The sequence below is a fragment of the Nocardia neocaledoniensis genome (assembly GCF_003182135.1).
Taxonomy (GTDB): domain Bacteria; phylum Actinomycetota; class Actinomycetes; order Mycobacteriales; family Mycobacteriaceae; genus Nocardia; species Nocardia neocaledoniensis.
Genome location: NZ_QGTL01000010.1, coordinates 252,438 through 269,058 on the forward strand (window position 1 = coordinate 252,438; position 16,621 = coordinate 269,058).

15 protein-coding genes and 1 pseudogene are annotated in these 16,621 nt (G+C 69.8%); 5 read left to right on the forward strand and 11 right to left on the reverse strand.

Annotation, left to right across the window (positions count from 1 at the left end; translation table 11 throughout):
* Positions 1-43 precede the first annotated feature (43 nt).
* Positions 44-1,642 (reverse strand): ATP-binding cassette domain-containing protein, encoded by a 1,599-nt coding sequence (locus tag DFR69_RS25105; protein ID WP_110040070.1) that lies wholly within the window; start codon positions 1,640-1,642, stop codon positions 44-46.
* A 274-nt stretch (positions 1,643-1,916) separates the two neighbouring features.
* Between DFR69_RS25105 and DFR69_RS25110 the strand changes: the two genes are divergently transcribed.
* On the forward strand, positions 1,917-2,555 hold the full coding sequence (locus DFR69_RS25110; protein ID WP_110040071.1) for a LysE family translocator: 639 nt from the start codon (positions 1,917-1,919) through the stop codon (positions 2,553-2,555).
* Positions 2,556-2,607: 52 nt separating this feature from the next.
* Here the strand turns inward: DFR69_RS25110 and DFR69_RS25115 are convergent, their stop codons facing one another.
* Together DFR69_RS25115 and DFR69_RS25120 are read right to left on the reverse strand one after the other, a co-directional pair.
* Complete coding sequence (locus tag DFR69_RS25115) at positions 2,608-3,855, reverse strand: SGNH/GDSL hydrolase family protein (RefSeq protein ID WP_110040072.1); 1,248 nt, start codon at positions 3,853-3,855, stop codon at positions 2,608-2,610.
* Positions 3,856-3,883: 28 nt separating this feature from the next.
* Positions 3,884-5,074: an MFS transporter gene (locus DFR69_RS25120; RefSeq protein ID WP_110040073.1), complete on the reverse strand. Its 1,191-nt coding sequence runs from the start codon at positions 5,072-5,074 to the stop codon at positions 3,884-3,886.
* 136 nt (positions 5,075-5,210) lie between these two features.
* Between DFR69_RS25120 and DFR69_RS25125 the strand changes: the two genes are divergently transcribed.
* Positions 5,211-6,134: a LysR family transcriptional regulator gene (locus DFR69_RS25125; protein ID WP_110040074.1), complete on the forward strand. Its 924-nt coding sequence runs from the start codon at positions 5,211-5,213 to the stop codon at positions 6,132-6,134.
* A gap of 9 nt (positions 6,135-6,143) precedes the next feature.
* On the opposite strand, the gene DFR69_RS25130 is transcribed toward DFR69_RS25125, so the two are convergent.
* The 3 genes from DFR69_RS25130 to DFR69_RS25140 form a co-directional block, all read right to left on the reverse strand.
* Positions 6,144-6,461, reverse strand: coding sequence for a GYD domain-containing protein (locus DFR69_RS25130; RefSeq protein ID WP_110040118.1), 318 nt, complete (start codon positions 6,459-6,461; stop codon positions 6,144-6,146).
* A gap of 141 nt (positions 6,462-6,602) precedes the next feature.
* Positions 6,603-7,682 carry an alkaline phosphatase family protein gene (locus DFR69_RS25135; RefSeq protein ID WP_208644042.1) on the reverse strand — a complete coding sequence of 360 codons (1,080 nt, stop codon included), beginning with the start codon at positions 7,680-7,682 and terminating at the stop codon, positions 6,603-6,605.
* An 88-nt stretch (positions 7,683-7,770) separates the two neighbouring features.
* Positions 7,771-8,601, reverse strand: a complete 831-nt coding sequence (locus DFR69_RS25140) for an acyl-CoA thioesterase (protein ID WP_244198445.1) — start codon at positions 8,599-8,601, stop codon at positions 7,771-7,773.
* Between the two features lie 33 nt (positions 8,602-8,634).
* On the opposite strand from DFR69_RS25140, the gene DFR69_RS25145 reads away from it, so the two are divergent.
* The gene (locus DFR69_RS25145; RefSeq protein ID WP_110040075.1) at positions 8,635-9,258 is read left to right on the forward strand and encodes a TetR/AcrR family transcriptional regulator C-terminal domain-containing protein; all 624 of its coding nucleotides are present in this window, start codon (positions 8,635-8,637) and stop codon (positions 9,256-9,258) included.
* 101 nt (positions 9,259-9,359) lie between these two features.
* Positions 9,360-9,815 (forward strand): nuclear transport factor 2 family protein, encoded by a 456-nt coding sequence (locus DFR69_RS25150; RefSeq protein WP_261774626.1) that lies wholly within the window; start codon positions 9,360-9,362, stop codon positions 9,813-9,815.
* Between the two features lie 22 nt (positions 9,816-9,837).
* On the opposite strand, the gene DFR69_RS25155 is transcribed toward DFR69_RS25150, so the two are convergent.
* The 5 genes from DFR69_RS25155 to DFR69_RS25175 form a co-directional block, all read right to left on the reverse strand.
* Positions 9,838-10,269, reverse strand: coding sequence for a bifunctional nuclease family protein (locus DFR69_RS25155; RefSeq protein WP_110040076.1), 432 nt, complete (start codon positions 10,267-10,269; stop codon positions 9,838-9,840).
* 98 nt (positions 10,270-10,367) lie between these two features.
* A complete protein-coding gene (locus DFR69_RS25160; protein ID WP_110040077.1) occupies positions 10,368-11,204 on the reverse strand; it encodes an NAD(P)H-binding protein in 837 nt (278 codons plus the stop codon).
* Positions 11,205-11,274: 70 nt separating this feature from the next.
* Positions 11,275-12,078: a CPBP family intramembrane glutamic endopeptidase gene (locus DFR69_RS25165; protein WP_110040078.1), complete on the reverse strand. Its 804-nt coding sequence runs from the start codon at positions 12,076-12,078 to the stop codon at positions 11,275-11,277.
* Positions 12,079-12,201: 123 nt separating this feature from the next.
* Positions 12,202-14,244, reverse strand: coding sequence for an AAA family ATPase (locus tag DFR69_RS25170; RefSeq protein ID WP_110040079.1), 2,043 nt, complete (start codon positions 14,242-14,244; stop codon positions 12,202-12,204).
* Positions 14,245-14,281: 37 nt separating this feature from the next.
* Complete coding sequence (locus DFR69_RS25175) at positions 14,282-15,646, reverse strand: FAD-dependent monooxygenase family protein (protein ID WP_186817444.1); 1,365 nt, start codon at positions 15,644-15,646, stop codon at positions 14,282-14,284.
* A gap of 597 nt (positions 15,647-16,243) precedes the next feature.
* On the opposite strand from DFR69_RS25175, the pseudogene DFR69_RS25180 reads away from it, so the two are divergent.
* Positions 16,244-16,621: pseudogene (locus DFR69_RS25180) on the forward strand (hypothetical protein); the annotation flags it as partial.

Sequence of the window (16,621 nt, forward strand, 5' to 3'; positions counted from 1 at the left end):
GGAGGAGTGACCAGGGGGATTCCACGGGACCGGAACTGTCAGGTCACTCCAGCGCGCCATCCTGATGGAGATGCCCTTCGGCGTCGAGTTCCACGACGGTGTCGATGCCGAGCCGGCGCAGGAAGGGGTAGTCGTGGCTGATCACCAGCACGGCGCCGCGATAGGCGGTCAGCGCTTCGACGAGTCGATCAACACTGGCGATGTCGAGGTTGTTGGTCGGCTCGTCGAGGACGAGCAACTGGACCGGCGGATCGGCGAACAGCAGTCGCGCCAGCGAGACCCGGAAGCGTTCGCCACCCGACAGCGTCGCGACCGGGCGATCGACGCTGTTGCCGCGCAACAGCATCCGGGCGAGGTGGTTGCGGATCACGCCGGGCGCCGTCGTCACCGCGGCGGCGTGCACGTTCTCGAGCGCACTGGCCTGCTCGTCCAATCCGTCCAGGCGTTGCGGCAGATATCCCACGCGATCGGTGAACAGGACGCCGCGTGCCGGATCGCGACCGTGCAGCAGGTCCTCGATCAAGGTCGTCTTGCCGACCCCGTTGCCTCCGACGACCGCGACCCGTTCCGGCCCCTGGATGCTGATGACCCGCGCGCCGTCGCGGAGTTCGGCGATCCGCCTGCCCCGCGGCACGTCGGGATCCGGCAGGTCGAGCCGGATGTGTTCCTCCCTGCGCACCCGTTCGGCCGCCGCGACCAGAATCTCCTGGGCCGCAGCTACTTTCGCATCGAGAGTGGTGCGCATCACTCCCGCCGAGGCCTGTGCCTTGCTGGCCCGGTTGCCCGCCATGATCCGGGGGATGCCGCCGTTGCGCTGGGTGGCGCGCCCGGTCCGTTCCCGCCGGGCGAGCTTGGTCTCGGCCTCGATCCGTTGCCGCTTCTCGACTTTCAGCGCTTGCTCGGCGCTTCGCGCCGCCTGGGCGGCCGCAGCCTGCTCCTGCTCGACGTGTTCCTTCCAGGCGCTGTAGGGACCGCCGAACACGGCCAGGTTCGCGCCGTGCAACTCCGCCGTGGCATCCATGTGCTCGAGCAGTTCGAGGTCGTGGCTGACCACGACGAGGGTGCCGGGCCAGGTATCCACGAAGCCGGTGAGCGCGGAGCGGGTCGCGCGGTCCAGGTTGTTGGTGGGCTCGTCGAGGAGGGTGATCGGCGTGCGCTGGATCCGCAGTCCCGTGATCGCGACCAGAACGGCCTGGCCGCCGGAGATCGCGCCGACTCGCCGGTCGAGATCGGCGGCGCTGAAACCGATCTCGTGCAGTGCTTCGTCCGCGCGGGCTTCGATGTCCCAGTCGTCGCCGACTGTCTCGAAATGCCGATCCGCGACCTCGCCCGCTTCGATCGCGCGCAGCGCCGCCAGTTTTCCGGCGACACCGAGCAGATCCGCGATGGTCTGCTCGCGGCCGAGCGTGAGGGTTTGCGGCAGATACCCGACCGCACCGGTCGTATCGATGTGCCCGGACGTCGGCGTCAACTGCCCGCCGATCAGGCGCAGCAGCGTGGATTTGCCCGCGCCGTTCCGGCCGATCAGCCCGGTGCGCCCGGCACCGAACGCGCCGTTCACTCCGGCGAGCGCGACGGTCCCGTCGGGCCATTCGAAACTCAGGTCGTGCAGTGTGATCGCGGAATGCGTGAATGATGACATGGGTCGTTCGACTCTTCCTGCTCGTGACACGAGCGGCCGCAAAGGTTCGGAATTCGCGGAAGCCGTCGAAGGCGACGAGGGCGCGGGAAGCGCGGGCTCGATCGGGTACGCCGAAGACACATTCCGGCACGAGCGGGAACGTGAGTTCGGGGCGCCGCCTTCGAGAGGGCGGCTAGAGTCTGTCGACCTCGATGAGCACGTGGTCAGGCTAGCACCCGGCCGCGGCGGCGAAATCCGGTGGAGGAACGGTGGCCGGGCGTGCTTGCATGGAGTGATGGTGTCCGCCGACCGTCTGCTCGCCTTCGCGGCGATGTCGTTCCTGCTGATCGTGGTGCCAGGGCCCAGTGTGCTGTTCGTCATCAGCCGGGCGCTGTCGCAGGGTCGCCGTGCGGCGCTGACCACGGTCGTGGGTAACACCGCTGGCGCCTATGTGCTGGTCGTGGCCGTGGCCTTCGGGGTCGGCGCGGTGGTCGAACGGTCGGTTCTGGCGTTCACGATTCTCAAGCTGGTGGGTGCCGCCTACCTGGTGTACCTGGGGGTGAAGGCGTGGCGGGAGCGCGGGTCCTTGGGGACTGCAGTTGCCGGGGCGGGCGGCGAACAGGGTGGTCTGCGGACGTTGTGGGAGGGTGTCGCGGTCGGGGTCACCAATCCGAAGACCATCGTGTTCTTCGCCGCGGTTCTGCCGCAGTTCGTCGACCGGTCGCAGGGATCCGTCGTCGCGCAGATGCTGCTGCTCGGACTCGTGTTCAACGTCATCGCCGTGGCGTCCGACCTGGTGTGGGGCATGGCCGCGGCCACCGCGAGGGAGTGGTTCGCCCGGTCACCGCGGCGGCTTTCCCTGGTCGGCGGGGTCGGCGGGCTCACCATGATCGGACTCGGCGTCACCGTCGCCGCGACCGGACGCAAGGACTGACCCGGGCCCGGCTCCTGTCGTGGGAGCCGGGACCGGGTGCGCCCCGCGGGGTTCAGAGGGTGTTCAGGTCCACGGCCGCGGCCATGGCGCGGTATCCCGCGGCGTTCGGATGCTTGTGGTCGCCGGAGTCGAAGGCGGGGTTCAAGCGGTCCGGGTCGGCGGGGTCGGCGACGGCGGCCGAGAAATCGGCGACGGCGTCGAATGCGCCGCTGGTGCGGATCCATTCGTTGACCGCGCGGAGTTTGGCGGCCGAGGTCGGCGTGTAGTACTCGGCGCCCTTCATCGGCAACAGCGTGCCGCCCACGACGGTGAGTCCGGCCCGGTGGGCACGGGCGATCAAGTCGCGGTAGGCGGCGATCAACTGCTCCACCGACACCATCGGATTCGGCTTGTAGGTCGGCAGGTCCACTTCCGAGAAGCCGATGTCGTTGAGCCCGCCCAGGAGTACGACGGTGCGTACGCCTTTGTGCGCCAAGACGTCTCGGTCGAAGCGCCGCGTCGCGCTCTCGCCGTACCACGGCGAATCGCTGAGCAGGGTGTTCCCGCCGATGCCCGCGTTCAGCACCACGCGGGGCGTCCCGGCGGCGGCGAGTCGATCCGCCAGCGCGTCGGGATAGCGGTTGTCGCCGTCGTTGTCGGAACCGAAGCCGTCGGTGATCGAGTCGCCGAACGCGACGATCGCCCCCGCGCCGGCGGTGCCGCCCGTCATCTCCACGCTCGACAGGTAGTACCAGGAGTGCGTGGTGTCGGTGAAGGCGGCGCCGTCGGCCGCGCCGACGTGGTCACCGGAGGCCCGGTAGGACGTGGCGTAGCCCTGCGCGTGGAAGGTGGCCGGACCGGACGGTTCACGCAGGTAGAGCGTGACGGTCGCGGATTCCAGTGGGGCCAGCCGCAATTCGGCGACATCACTGGTCAGGTCGGCGCCCGGGGCGATCGTGGCGCTCTCGCTGCCGTGGAAACGCAAGGGCCGCAGGCTGTCCGGGTGCACGGCGGCGCCGGACTCGGTGCGGCCGATGGTGGCGGCGGCGATACGGAGTTCGTCGCGCCCGAACAGGTTCGACAGCGTGATGCGCGCGGAATCGCCGCCGGTGGTGACCCGGACGACCTGCCGGAGGGTGTGCTCGGCAAAGCCGTCGAGCGACCAGTTCGGCTCGAAGCCGGCACTCGGCTGCTGCATCGGCACCGACCAGGCGATCCTGGGTTCGTCGCCGGGTTTCGCGGAGGTGTCGCCGCAAGCCGCGGTGGCGACGGTGGCGGTGATCGCCAGGGCAGCGGTCATGATCTTCTTCCAGACGTGCATGATGTGTGTCGTTTCTCGGGAGTGGGGGTTATCCGCGGCCGTCGAGCGCGCGGGAGACCAGGGTGACGACCAGCGCGGCGGCCGCCAGACCGGCGCCGATCCAGGCGGGCGCGGTGAGACCGAGCCCGCGGTCGATGGCGGCGGAGCCGAGCCAGGAGGCCGCGGCGATGCCGACGTTGAAGGCGGAGATGTTGGCCGCCGAACCGAGCGTCGACGCGCGGCCCGCGGTGTCGAGCACCCGCATCTGCACCGCCGGGACGATCGCGAAGCCGGTCGCACCGAGCGCGAGGATCGTCACCGTCGCTCCGACCGGGTGGGCGGCGACGGCAGCAAAGATCACCAGCACAACCGTCAGGGCGGCGAGCGCGCCGATCAAGGTGGGCAGCACCGCGCGGTCGGCGAGTCTGCCGCCGATGAGATTGCCGCCGAACAGGCCGACGCCGAAGACGACCAGCAGCCAGGGCACGGCCGCGTCCGGCAGCCCGGTCACCTCGGTCAGGATCGGTTCGAAGAAGGTGAACACCGCGAAGACGGCGCCGAAGCCGAGCGCGGTGATCAGCAGCGCCGACCACACCTGGACCCGCGCGAACACCGCCAATTGTGCTCGGAAGTCCACGAATTCGCGCGGCTGTGGCGGCACCAGCGCGAGGACCGCGGCCAGCGCTGCCACGCCGACGGCGGTCACCGCCCAGAACGTCGAACGCCAGCCGAAGGCCTGGCCGAGCGCGGTGCCGAGCGGCACCCCCGCCACATTCGCCAGCGTGAGCCCGGTGAACATGGTGGCGATGGCGCCGGCCCGGCGCTGCGGCGCGACCAGGTCCGCCGCCACGACCGCACCGATCCCGAAGAACGCGCCGTGGGTGAGCGCCGCGACGATCCGGCCCGCCAGCAGCAGTTCGTAGTTCGGCGCCACGGCCGACAGCAGGTTGCCCGCGACGAAGATCCCCAGCAGCGACGCGAGCATCGTCTTGCGCGGAACGCGGGCGCCCAGCGCGGTCATCAGCGGCGCGCCGACGGCGACACCGGCGGCATAGCCGGTGACCAGCAGGCCCGCGCTCGGCACCGAGATCGACAGGTCGTCGCCGATCACGCCGAGCAGTCCCACGAGGACGAATTCGGTGAGGCCGATGCCGAAGGCGCCGAGCGCCAGTGCACCCAGCGCGTATTCCGGTTCGTGTGCGGTCCGGGCCCGGGGTGGGGCAGTCGATAGCGTTGTCATGGGCGGGCTCCTCGGTGCGAGATCTTCTGCTCAGCAAGGTGTCGGTGGCGATCGTTAGGCTGATCGTGTTTTCAGATTGCTGGCGCGCTGCCGAACCATCAACGGCCAGTGGCGACATGACCGATTAGCGAGAGTTATGGAACGGCAGGAGATCGAGATCTTCCTGGCGCTGTGCGAGGAACTGCACTTCGGCCGGGCCGCCGAACGCCTGTTCCTGACGCAGGCCAGGGTCAGCCAGACGATCAAGAAGCTCGAACGTCATTTCGGCGCACCGTTGTTCGAGCGCACCAGCAGGCAGGTCCGCTTGGCGCCCGTCGGGCGCATACTGCGCGACGACCTGCTACCGATCCGGGCCCAGCTGGACCGGGCCGTGGAGCGGGCCAGGGCTGCGGCGCGCAGCGTGGAAGGCACGCTGCGCGTGGGATATCTGGGCGGGCTCGCCGCCGGTCTGCTGGTCGACTCCGTCCCGACCTTCCGCGGCCGTCATCCCGAGTGCGAGGTGCACGCCCGCGAGGTCCACCTCGGCGACGTCTTCGGCCCGCTGCGCCGCGACGAACTCGACCTGGTGATCAGCCACTCCCCCGTCGGCGAACACGACCTGGTCGCCGGACCGGCGCTGCTCACCGAACCCACCGGGCTCGTCGTCCCCCGCGCCCACCGGCTCGCCCGCGCCGGCTCCCTCGGCGCGAGCCTGTCCGGCGTCGAGGTGATCTCCATCGGCGGCCCGTCCGGTGTCTACTGGCAGCGCTATCTCGACGAGACCTGGCACATCACCCCCGCCACCCCCGTCGGCGCGCACACCTTCGAAGACGTGCTGACCGCCGTGTCCTTCGGTGCGGGGGTCCACCCCGCCGGCGCGCACGCCGAACGTCACTACCCCCGCCACGGCGCCGTCTACGTCCCCTTCGACGACGGCCGCGGCCACGTCTGGCGACCGGTCTGGCTCCCGGGCGCCGACAATGCCCGGCTCCGGGCCTTCGTCCGCGCGGTGGTCGACACGGTCGCGGATCGCGCCGAGCACTACTTCATCGCGCCACCGGATCGCGGAGGCGCGCGGTGAGCCGAGTGGTCAGGCCGGCGGCCGGTAGGTGACGTCCAGCGCGACGGCTTCATCGACCTGCGCGGGCGTCAGCAGATTCACCGTGTGGGACACCGCGGCGCCCGCGGCGGCCGTGCGAATGGCCAGCGCCGCGGCCGCGACGTCGTCCGGGACCTCGCCGATCACGTACAGATCGTCCTCGCCGAACGCGAAATAGCACGCCTCGACCGATCCCCCGACGCTCTCGACCATCTCCGTGATCGCTGCCCGGCGCGCACTACCGCCCTGCGCCAACAGCCCCTGCGCGCCTTCCTGGAAATAGCTGACCCGCCACAGGTACTTGGGCATCTGCACCATCCTCCTCGGTCGGACACGATTTCGTCGAGACCGAGCCTAGGCGGCGGGTGCTGCGGCAAACATCCAGCGCGAGTCGCTGTCGCCGCACTGATGCGGCACCGCAACTACCGCGATACCTCGGCGTCCGGCACGTCATCGGTCGGACGAGCCACCCGCCGATCCACTCCCGAGCAGGCACAACGGGTTCGCCACCAGCGCCGCCTGTGCCGATCCCGACGACGAACCGGTGATCCCGGCATCGACCGGTGGCGTGGTCGGCACCGGCGCGGCCGGGTCGCCCGAACCACCCGTCAGCATCGACTCACCGTCGAGATTCGAGGGTGCCGAGACATCGAGCAGGTCCAGCACGGTCGGGGTGATGTCGGCGAGGGTGTACCCGTTGTGCTGCGCACCGGCCGCGAACCCGGCCCCGCGCGCCAGCACGAAACTTGCTGTCTCGTAGGCACTCTGGCCGCCGTGCCCACCGTCCGGCGTGTGCCCGTGGTCGGTGGTGACCAGAATCGTCCACCGCTCGTCCGGATGCGACGCCGCCCGCGCGTCCACCGCGGCGGTGATCTTGCCGACCAGCGCGTCGGCGCGGCCGATGGCATCGCGATACGCCTGCGGCCAGATTCCGCGCAGCGTGTGGCCCACGATGTCCACCTGATCGAGGTGCGTGAACAGCAGATCGGTCCCGTCCTCGGTGATGGCCGAGACCGCCGCCGCGGTGGCGTTGGCGTCGGCGGTGGTCTCACAGACGCCCGCGCCGGTGGGATCGAGCTGGGTGACCGTCACCCGGTCGGCCGCCGGGCTGCCGGTCCGCGCGATCATCCCGATCTTGTCCCAGGTGCCGATGGACGCCGTCGACAACGCCGGCCGCGCCCGCTCCACCTGGGTGAACACCGTCGGATACGGCGCGAAAGCAGCGGCGGCGCAGGTGGACCCGTTGTCCTGGATGCCGTGCTTGGTGTCCCACACACCGGTCAGCGCCGTCGCCCAGGACACGCACGACATCGTCGTGTGCGGGGCGATGGAGGTGCGCGCCAGAGTGCCCTCCGCGGCCAGCCGGTCGAGGTTCGGGGCATCGGCGGCCGCCACCTCGCTCCACAGCGTGCCGTCGATGCCGATGACCACGACCTTGTCGACGACCGGCGCCGCCGACACCGGCGCGGTCGCGACGAAGGGGACGGCGGCCAGGGCGGCGGCCGCGAGCATGTGCTGAGTACGAGCCATGCGCGGCACCGTAATACCCGGGCGGCCTCGATACGCGATAATTGGACAATTGACCGATAAACGTCGGTGTTCGTCGGCGCCGGAGCGCTCAGGCCTGCGCGGCGGGTCCCTCTGCGCGCATCAGACCCTGCGCGTCCGCCGAGGCCACCAATTCGCCCGCGCGGGTGAAGATCTGGATGCGGGAGTACATGCGTCCCGCGCCCGCGAACGGGCTCTCACAGCGCAGCAGCAGCCAGTTGTGCACGGTGAACGGCCGATGGAAGGTAACGGTCTGGGCGAGCATGGCCGATCGCCCCCGGCCGCCGCGCCGCGCGATCTCGGCCTGCGGATACGGCCGCAGGGTGACCGGACCGAGGAACCCCTCACTGCCGTGCGCCAGCAGAGCGCGCGAGAGCATCGGCAGATCGGGAGCCTTGTCGCAGCGCATCCACACATCCAGCGACGGCGGGCCCGCGAAGTCGAGGGCCAGCGCGTCGGCGCCACCGAACGTCCGGACCTCCCACGGCAGCAGCGCGCACGGCAGGTCGGCGCAGTCCTCCGGCCCCGGCACATCGGCCGGCAGCGCGGCGTGGTGCGCGAGGAAGTCGGGCTCGTCGACGCTGAGCATGGTCAGCACCCGCGCGTGCTCGCGCCCGTCCTGACGGAAGGTCACCTGCGCGGTGGCCAGCGACCGCCCCGACTGCACGACCTCGACCTCCACGTCCACCGCGCGGTCGGCGTATCCCCCGCGCGGGAACACCCCGTGCAGCGACTGCACCGCCATGTGCGGCACCGTCCGCTCGGCCGCGACCACGGCCTGCGCCAGCGTCTGACTACCCAACGTGGTCGGCAGCGTCGACGTCACATTCCGCGCCAGGAACCGCCCCGTCGCGACTTCCTCGAGCTCGAGCACATCCAGCAGGTCGACCAGGTCGACCACCGGCCAATTATCAGTTCCACCAGCCACCGCGGAATGCTCGCACACCCGTCGCCCACCGGAGAAGCCCTGGTGCGCGGTGAGCGGGAGGATCGGCCGCACCGGCCGAGGGCGGACAACGCCACTTGCAAGATCGCGAAGGTGGCCGGTGCCGCCGAACCCACCGTCTACAACCACTTCGACGACAAGGAAACCTTGTTCCGGCATGCGCTCGCCGCCGCGGGCGACGCGGTGCTCGCGGAGAACCTGGCGGTGCTCGAGCGGCTGCGCGACCCGGGCGCGGATCTGCGGGCCACCTTGGAAGACGTGGCGTACCGGTTGATCCGATCGTGCTGTACCGAGCGGTCCCGGTCGCCGCGCCGGCTCACCTACGGTCAGGTCGCCCAGTTCCCCGAGCTGATCGACGTGGTCGCGAGCCGGACATCCGATCAGCTCGCCGACGCCCTCGCCGATCGGCTGGCCCGCCTGGCGCTGGCGGGCCGCCTGCGCGCGAGCGACCCGGCGACCGCCGCCGAACAGTTCCTCGCGCTGATCACCGGTCCGATGGAGGGCCGGACCCGGCTCGGCACCCGAAAGGTCACGGCCGCCGAGATGCGCGCCGTGGCCACCGCCGCGGTCGGCACTTTCCTGCGGGCCTACGAAACGCCGGAAACCCACTGAGCCACCACACTTTCCACGACGCCTCCACCAACCGGCCGACCGAACGGCGCGCTCCGTGGCCGCCGGCAGCGAAAGGACCGACGTGACCGCAGTGCGGGGCGATCTCCTCGCCACCATCGGAAGCGGAGCGGGCGATCTTGCGCACGTTCCACAAGTTCTTCCGGATCGCCGACACCAGGCAGACTGAGCGGTTCTCCGAGTGCTTCACCCCCGATGCACTCATCGAGTACCGGATCATGCCGGGCCCACCGGTACTGTTCCACGGCCGCGACGAGTTCACCGCGCACATGAGCCGGGTGCCCGAGTCACAGCGCTCCCTGGTCGCGCATGTCATCGGGCAGACCACCATCGAGTGGAACGGTGACACTCCCCTACTCACCGCCTATGCCACTGTGTGGCACTGGTTTTCGAGCACCGACGTCGGCCGACCGGCATACTGGGTCGTCATCGGACTGGTCCGGGACGAGTTCGAACAGCACGAGGGCGAGTGGCTCATCTCCCATCGCGATGTCCGCCACGTCGCGGGCCGGGTAGCCGCCGGCCGCGAACCGATCTGACACCCGCCGTCCACGCCCCCGATCACCCCTCGGTTTCGGAGCGTTCGACGAGTGCGACCTCGTCCAGCACTTGCTCGTCGACGTAGATCGGGGCCCGTGCGCGCATCGCGACGTTCACCGCGTCCGATACGCGGGCGGGGACTCGGAGGGCGCCGTGGAAGATCAAGTCGGACTTGAAGGTTCCGTCGCGGTAGTCGCTGATCTGGACTTCGAGGAGTGGGTGGCCGAGCGCCACGAGGAGGTTGTTGATCAGATCGTGGGTCAGCGGCTCGACCGGCGTGACGCCTTCCTGTTCCAGGACGACCGCGGTGGCTTCCGCGTTCCCGATGGCGACCGGGACGTAGCGGCGGGCACCCAACGCCTCACGCAGCATCAGGACCGCCCGAGACTTCGGCTCTTCGCCGGCGGCCTGCTCGTCCGAGACGCGGATACCGACCACGTGCACTTCGCGCATGGTGTCCCTCTTCGAATAGTGGCGGAGGCCAACGCGATGCTACCGGCGCGATGGCCTCCGCCCTTCCCACACCCGCACTCGCGACCGCAGGGGCAGGGTCAGCGGAAGTCGACCAGGTGGTCGGTGACCCACTGGGCGTAGCCGCGCGGGGCGTGGCCGGTGAGCTGTTCGACGACCGTGTTGACCGGCGCCGGTTTGCCGACCGTGGCCGCCATCAGGTCGAACAGCGCGTTGATGAACGCGGGATCCATGAACTGGGCCATCTGCGCCCGCACCGCGGCGTCGTCGAGTTCCTCGAACACCAGCGGACGCCCGAGCGCCGCGCCCAGGATGTCGACCTGCTCGACCTGAGTGAGCGATTCCGGGCCGGTGAGCTCGTAGATCCGCCCGGCGTGCCCGCCCCGCAGGACGGTCGCGGCCACCTCCGCCACGTCGTCCTCGTGAATGGGCGCCGCGGTGGCCTGCCCGTACGCCGCCCGGATCACGTCGCCGCCCGCGAGCTGCATCGCGAACGACAGCGAGTTGACGGCGGGGAAGAACAGCCGCAGGAAGGTCCATTCGATCCCGGACGCCTCGATCGCGAGCTCGACCTCGCGGTGGTAGCGCGCGATGACATCGGGCTGCGGCTGGTCACCGTCGACCACCGCGCCCGAGGACAGGAACACGATCCGCGCGACGCCGGCCTCGCGTGCCGCGGCCAGCAGCGGCGCCACGTCCATGCCGTACGGCAGCACCAGGAAGATCGCCTCCACCTGCGCCAGCGCCGGCGCGAGCGACTCCGCCGAGGTCAGATCCCCCGCCACCACCCCAGCCCCCTGCGGCAGATCGGCCGACTCCGGGCGCCGGGTCAACGCGCGGACCGGCTGCCCCGCCGCGAGCAGGGCATCAACGGCCTGGCGGCCGAAGTGAGCGGTGGCACCGACGACCAAGTACATGAGCTTCTCCTTCGAAAGGCGCGGCTCGAACCGGCCGCTCCACGACTCTAACAGAACAGATCATTCCGTTCTACTTGATCGAATCGCGGCGGCCTTCGCGCATCAGCCACATCGCGGCGGCGAGCGTCAGTACCCAGCCGATCACTTCGATCAGCAGGTGATCGGTGGCGTCGGGGACCGATTGCAACAGGTACACCCGGACGCTGTTGATCGCTCCGTGTGTCAGCACCGCAGGCCAGACACTGCCCGACCGCCGACGGAGGGCGAGCAGCAGCGGCGCCCACGGCAGCATGCCCGCGAAGTAGATGACGATGTCCCCCGGTGGGCGATCACCGATGACGGCGAGCACGGGCAGATGCCAGAAGATCCAGACCACGCCGCTGACGAAGGCCAGCGGCCAGAACCCCCACGAGGCGGCGCGGGTCGCCAGCCAGCCGCGCCACCCGAACTCCTCGCCGACAGCGAAGACCGACTGCAGGACGAAGACCGGAACGAGCCAGACGGTCGCCGCCAAGATCTCGTCGAGCGGGTTGAGCGGCCAGATCCCCCACGCCAGCGCGATCGCGGCCTGGATGGCGGCGATCGCGGCGATGAGCCCGATACCGAGGCTCGACCACCTGAGCGTGCCGCGCCACCCCGTGGCGAAGGTCTCCCGGAACGTGCCCGGTCGCCGGAGGCGCCACATGATGATCGCCGCGAGCAGCGGGGTCAGCTGCAGGATCGGCACGATCAGGTTGTTGACGTCGGCGGGAACGAGCCGGAACACCATCGGAACCGACAGCGCGTAGCACAGCGCGAGGGCGATCGCGACGAACCAGGCGACATCGGTGACAGCCGACCGATCAGCATCGGAGCGCGCGCGGACTGTCGTCATGACTGCCTCCCTCGGTTCATGCACGGACCGTAGCAATCCGTTCGCGGCCACCGGATCCTGGAAAAACCCTGAGGTTCACCCTGAAACGCCGCCGCGCTCGCTCGAGGCCGGGAACACTTCTCGTCAGTGTTCCGGAGAGTCGCCTCCTGGCCGGTAGAGCTCGCGTTCCCAGAGTTCGGCCGCCACGCGTTCGATCCCCTGGGTGAGGTGGCGCCGATAGGTGGAGAACGGCAGATCGAGCATCGCGGCCGCCAGTTCCTGGGTCGGGGCCGGGCGCAGGAACGTGCGGTCGAGCACGCGGTGCAACTTGGCGCCGCGGGGATCGGCCCGCAGGGATTCCGCGATCTCGGTGATCAGCGCGCGCAGTTCTTGACCCGTCGCCGCGCCGGGCCGGGAGCGGACCACACGGGAGCGCAGCAGCGGATTGCGGTCCAGTCGAGCACCGCGCTTCATGGCGCGCAGTGCGGCACGGACCGCGTCGGTGAATTCCTGGTGGGAGAGAACGAGTTCGGGCTCGGGCGGGACCGGACGGGCGAGCGGCGCGCCGAGGACGCGGTCGTTGGTCAGGTCCAGCCACTGCGCGACACCGACGCGGCGCCAGTCGTGGGCGTAGACCGCGTACCGTCGCGCACCGATCGTGTAGCCGTCGGCGTGGTGGAAGTCGATGTGGCGCATGAACGGTTCCCAGGACTCGGACTCGGCGAAGGCGCCGATGAAGTCCCAGGCGACTCCTCGCTGGGACAGCCACGCGTGGGTGGAGAACGCGGTCACCGTGTTCATCGTCGGCGACGGGCCTTGATCGGCCTCCGCGTCGACGAGGAAGCGCCCGGCGAACACCGGCTCGTCGGGCGTCGTACGCCCGTAGCGGGTGGCGTGATCCCACATGGTGCGCGTCCCCGGGTCCGCGGTCAGGTCGGCCTCGGTCGCCTCGTGCAGGGCCAGCCGGCAGAAGAAGCCGATCGGTGTGCTTCCCGATGCACGCACCGCGACGAATCTCTCAGGCTGGCGTTCGAGCCAGAATTCGACGAGTTCGGCCTGCTCGGGTCCCTGATGCCGCTTCGTCATCGCCAGGATCGCTTCCCGGTCGGTGGCGCGGAACCTGTCGGGGAACGCGCGCCCGAAACTCGACCAGTCCCAATAGCCGGAGATCGTCGGGTTGTGGCGGTGCAGGAACACCAGATCCGCGACCGGTGACGTGTCGTGCGCGGCACCGTCGAGCTGCTCCAGCAGATGCGCGCGGATCCGCTGATGGATCTCGAGGTAGGTGCTCGGATCGCGCCAGCGCAGGTCGGCGTCGAGCACATCGCGCGCGATGTCGTGTGGGGCGAGCCCGAGCGGACCGTGCTCCATGATCGCCAGCCCGCGCAGCCACTCGAACACCTCGGCGCTCCCGGCGTCGCCGATCGCGGCCCGCAGCAGCGCCTCGGTCGTGTGGCGGACATGGGCACACACCTCGAGCGCGGACCGATGTGCCGGGCCGGGAACGGAATCGACGAATCGCTCCAGCAACGCGCGCACCGCGTCCGGTGCTTCGAGCAGACTCGCCGGAAGGTCCGCCGACGTCTGTCGCACGACATCGACCAGCAACGACAGGGCCAGCGGATGACCGTGAGTGAGCGTGAGGATTCGTTCGTGAGAGCTCTCGGCGACGCCCGCGGCGTGCAGATACGCGCGTGCGTCGTCCGGGGCGAGATTGCGCAGGGAAATCACCCGCAGCAGTTCCTGCCAGCCGGAATCGGCCGTCCAGGCCTGTGCCGGTGGGTTTCTTCCCGCGACAACCACGAGCGCGCAGGCGGGCAGGGCGGGCAGGAAATCCTCGCGGAGCCAGCTCTCGAGCGGTGTCAGCCGTTCGAATGTGTCAACGAACAGGACGAATTCGCTGTCGCCCGGTTCCACCACACGCTGGAACGCCGCGGGCGTCGGGTCCACGGCCCGACCGTCAATCCAGGCCGTCCGGACTCCGGCGGTGGCCGCGACATCCCGGAGTTCGGTGAGCAGCGCGGTCTTGCCGATGCCACCCGGGCCGTGAAAGAACAGCAGGGTGAAGGGCGGTTCATCGGCGTCGAGCGCGGCACGGAACAACTCCACCTCACCGACGCGGCCGACGAACCGGCGCCGGCGGGCCCTGCGCAGCCGGTCGGCGACGGTGGGTGGCGGTGTCGTCATCGCCCTTGTGTATCAGCTCCGAGGCCAGAGAGGAGGGTCATCGGGTGAGCGCGGCGGGGACCGGGACGGGGTCGGGGTGCCGTCGGGATCGGAACACCGTGCGGACGAAGATATCTGGGCGTAGCAGCGAGGCCGGCGCGTCGACGAACGCCGACACCCGAAGGAATCGGGCGGCCACGACCGGATCGTGCTCGCCGGCTTCGAGCAACCGCCGGACATACTTGTTCACCAGCCGGACCCGCAGCGGTCGAGGGCCCTCGACCAGTGGCTGGGTCAGATCCTGGCCGACGGCCAGCTCCCAGGCGACCTCCACGATCCGGGCCGCGGCGCGGAAATACCGGCGTTCCAGGTCGCCGCGGCCGGCGCGCAGCGACTCGCGCAGGGCCAGCGCCTCGAGCGCGGTCACCGACATGCCCTGCGCGTAGATCGGATTGAAGCCGCACAGCGCGTCGCCGAGGGCGATCAGTCCGCCCGGCGGGCGCGACGACCGATCGTATCGGCGTCGGCGATTGGCCTCGTAGCGGTAGCCGGCCACCGGCGCGAGCGGTTCCGCGGCCCGCAACGCTTCGACGACATGCGGTGGAGCGAATCCGGCGACGCCGTCGACCATCGACTCGACGGTGTCGCCGGGGCGATGGTTTCCGTAGCCGGTCGCGGTGAACAGCCAGGATTCGTCCTCGGTGGCCAGCAGGGCCATTCCGGTCGGACGGCTGGGCGTGGGTCCGATGAGCACGATCTTCTCCGGCTCGCTGCCGGGAGACAGCCGCAGTCGCGTGCTGGAATAGCCCACGTGCACGGCGACCGTGTCCTCAGCGGGCGCCTCGTGGCCGAGTGCGGTGAGCCAGGCCGGTACGCGGGTGCCGCGGCCCGTCGCATCGACCACCAGGTCGGCGCTCACCAGTTCCTCGGTACTTCCCGGTTCGCGGGCCATCACCCGCACTCCCGCGATACGGCCGCCCGACCGATCACTCACCAGGCCGACGACATCACGGCCATCGGCGATACATACCGCCGAGATCGCGGCGACGCGCTCCCTGATCCGGCTCTCCAACTGCCGTCGCGTCGGAAGGTAGGTGAGCACTCGGGGGTCGGCCCCGGCCGAGAGCCGGTGCCCGGCAATCGAGAAGAAGAATTCGGTGTAGTCGGAGATCACCTTCGTCCCGTGCGCGGCGAGTTCGGCGAGAAGTCCGGGGAACAGCGTCTCCATCGCCTGCGACCCGCTCGGCAGCAGCGCGTGAACGTGTCGCGCCTGCGGCACACCCCGGCGAAACTCCCGGCCGTCCCCGAGCCGGTCCCGTTCTACGACGGTGACGCGGTCGAAGAACTCCGACAACACCCGAGCGGCCAGCAGTCCTCCCAGACTCGCACCCAGCACGACCGCGTGTTCACCTCTGCGCACCATCACGCACCTCCTGACATCTCGGCGACGGGTGGCCAGGATGCTGCCGAGAAGTGCTCGGTTACCAGTCCATTTCGTTGTTCATTCCCGTGACGTCCTGCCGGGTGGTGCCCCCAGCTGTCCTGTTCATCGGTAGACGTATTTGCCCAGCGCCTTCTGTAATTCGGTCAGGTCCGGATTCGAGAACAGCCACTGCCGCTCGTTCGACTCGAACCGCACCAGCATCGGGCATCCGCGGTAGGCGTCCCCGAGAACCACCTCGGTCCCCAGCAACTTCGCCGTCTTCGCCTCGTAGACCTCGGCGATGTATCGCCCACGGAACAGTGGTAACCGCTCTCACGCGCATTCTTCGTGCCTTCTTACCGCCACACCAAGGGGTTTCAGGTCGCAGGTCAGCTTTCCGGCGGGCTATGGACCATTTCCTCCGAAGTGGTGCCGACGGCTGGCTGGAGCTGAACGAGAATCATGCGTTTGTCCGGATCCTTGATGTAGGTCGCCCGGACTCGGTAACACCCTGGATCGAGGCCACGCCGGAGGACATCCTCACCCCGGCCGGAGCTGTCGGGCGCACCGCTGACCCAGCTACCGCCAGGAGCACGCTTGATCGACACGACGCGCGCACTCGTTTCCGGAATCGGCCCCGACTGGGTACTACGAGAAGTTCCGCGCCCGCAGCCGGCAGCAGGTCAGATCCTGGTGCGCAATCGGGCCGCCGCCACCAACAATGCCGACCTGCCGATGCTCGCCCCCGCGGACCCGACTCACGGCGGACACGGCAACCGGTTCATCGCCGGTTTCGAATACGCCGGTGACGTGGTCGCGCTCGGCGACGATCCACGCTTCGTCCTCCCCCGCCCCGGCGATCTCGATCCGGCCGGCTTCACCCGCGACCAGGAGATGGCCGAGGTCATCGCCGCGCTCCTGCCCGAGGTGATCCCGGCCGTCGCTCGGGGGCAGATCCGACCGGTGATCGACAGC

Coding starts and splice junctions, on each gene's coding strand:
- DFR69_RS25135 (WP_208644042.1), bottom strand. CDS start 7,682: ATGGCTCGTACTCAGCACATGCTCGCGGCCGCCGCCCTGGCCGCCGTC.
- DFR69_RS25175 (WP_186817444.1), bottom strand. CDS start 15,646: ATGGTGCGCAGAGGTGAACACGCGGTCGTGCTGGGTGCGAGTCTGGGA.
- DFR69_RS25145 (WP_110040075.1), top strand. CDS start 8,635: ATGCTCGCACACCCGTCGCCCACCGGAGAAGCCCTGGTGCGCGGTGAG.
- DFR69_RS25125 (WP_110040074.1), top strand. CDS start 5,211: ATGGAACGGCAGGAGATCGAGATCTTCCTGGCGCTGTGCGAGGAACTG.
- DFR69_RS25110 (WP_110040071.1), top strand. CDS start 1,917: ATGGTGTCCGCCGACCGTCTGCTCGCCTTCGCGGCGATGTCGTTCCTG.
- DFR69_RS25160 (WP_110040077.1), bottom strand. CDS start 11,204: ATGTACTTGGTCGTCGGTGCCACCGCTCACTTCGGCCGCCAGGCCGTT.
- DFR69_RS25130 (WP_110040118.1), bottom strand. CDS start 6,461: ATGCCCAAGTACCTGTGGCGGGTCAGCTATTTCCAGGAAGGCGCGCAG.
- DFR69_RS25170 (WP_110040079.1), bottom strand. CDS start 14,244: ATGACGACACCGCCACCCACCGTCGCCGACCGGCTGCGCAGGGCCCGC.
- DFR69_RS25120 (WP_110040073.1), bottom strand. CDS start 5,074: ATGACAACGCTATCGACTGCCCCACCCCGGGCCCGGACCGCACACGAA.
- DFR69_RS25165 (WP_110040078.1), bottom strand. CDS start 12,078: ATGACGACAGTCCGCGCGCGCTCCGATGCTGATCGGTCGGCTGTCACC.
- DFR69_RS25105 (WP_110040070.1), bottom strand. CDS start 1,642: ATGTCATCATTCACGCATTCCGCGATCACACTGCACGACCTGAGTTTC.
- DFR69_RS25155 (WP_110040076.1), bottom strand. CDS start 10,269: ATGCGCGAAGTGCACGTGGTCGGTATCCGCGTCTCGGACGAGCAGGCC.
- DFR69_RS25115 (WP_110040072.1), bottom strand. CDS start 3,855: ATGCACGTCTGGAAGAAGATCATGACCGCTGCCCTGGCGATCACCGCC.